Source organism: Synechococcus lacustris str. Tous (assembly GCF_003011125.1).
GTDB classification, from domain to species: Bacteria; Cyanobacteriota; Cyanobacteriia; order PCC-6307; family Cyanobiaceae; genus Synechococcus_D; species Synechococcus_D lacustris.
The window spans coordinates 1-657 of the sequence record NZ_PXVC01000285.1; the positions used below are offsets into that span (position 1 = coordinate 1).

The 657-nt window shown below is 48.4% G+C and carries 1 protein-coding gene; it reads left to right on the top strand.

The genetic code is table 11. The features are described 5' to 3' along the window. Positions 1 to 657: DEAD/DEAH box helicase family protein (locus tag C7K08_RS14965; RefSeq protein ID WP_133165350.1), on the top strand; the 657-nt coding region annotated here is incomplete at both ends.

Below are 657 nucleotides of genomic sequence, written 5' to 3' on the forward strand. Positions count from 1 at the left end.
ATCATCTTTACCACCATTCAAAAGTTCGCTACTGAAGATGGGGAAGAAAAGTTTCCTGCTTTAACTGAGCGCAGAAACGTTGTAGTGATCTGCGATGAGGCGCACCGCACTCAATACGGATTTAAAGGGCGTCTAGATACGAAAACTGGTGAGATCAAATACGGATTAGCAAAGGCACTCAGAGATGCCCTACCAGAAGCAACCTTTATTGCCTTCACAGGAACACCCATCTCACAAGACGACCGTGACACTCAGGCGGTCTTCGGGCACTACGTTTCTATTTACGACATCAAACAAGCAGTAGAAGACGGTGCCACGGTGCCGATCTACTACGAATCACGACTGGCAAAACTGGCACTTAAAGAACCACTACTGCCTCAGGTGGATGAGCAGGTGGATGATCTTTTTTCAGATGAAGATGATATTCCTGCTGCTGAGCGGGCAAAAAGCAGGTGGGCAGCACTGGAAGCGTTAGTGGGCGCTGAACCACGCCTAAAACAAGTAGCAGCAGATTTGGTTGCCCATTTTGAGCAACGCTCTCGCACTCAACCAGGCAAGGCGATGGTGGTGGCGATGAGTAGGGATATCTGCGCTCGCCTCTATCAAGAAATTATTATTCTGCGCCCTGATTGGCAAAATAATGAGCATATGGAAGGT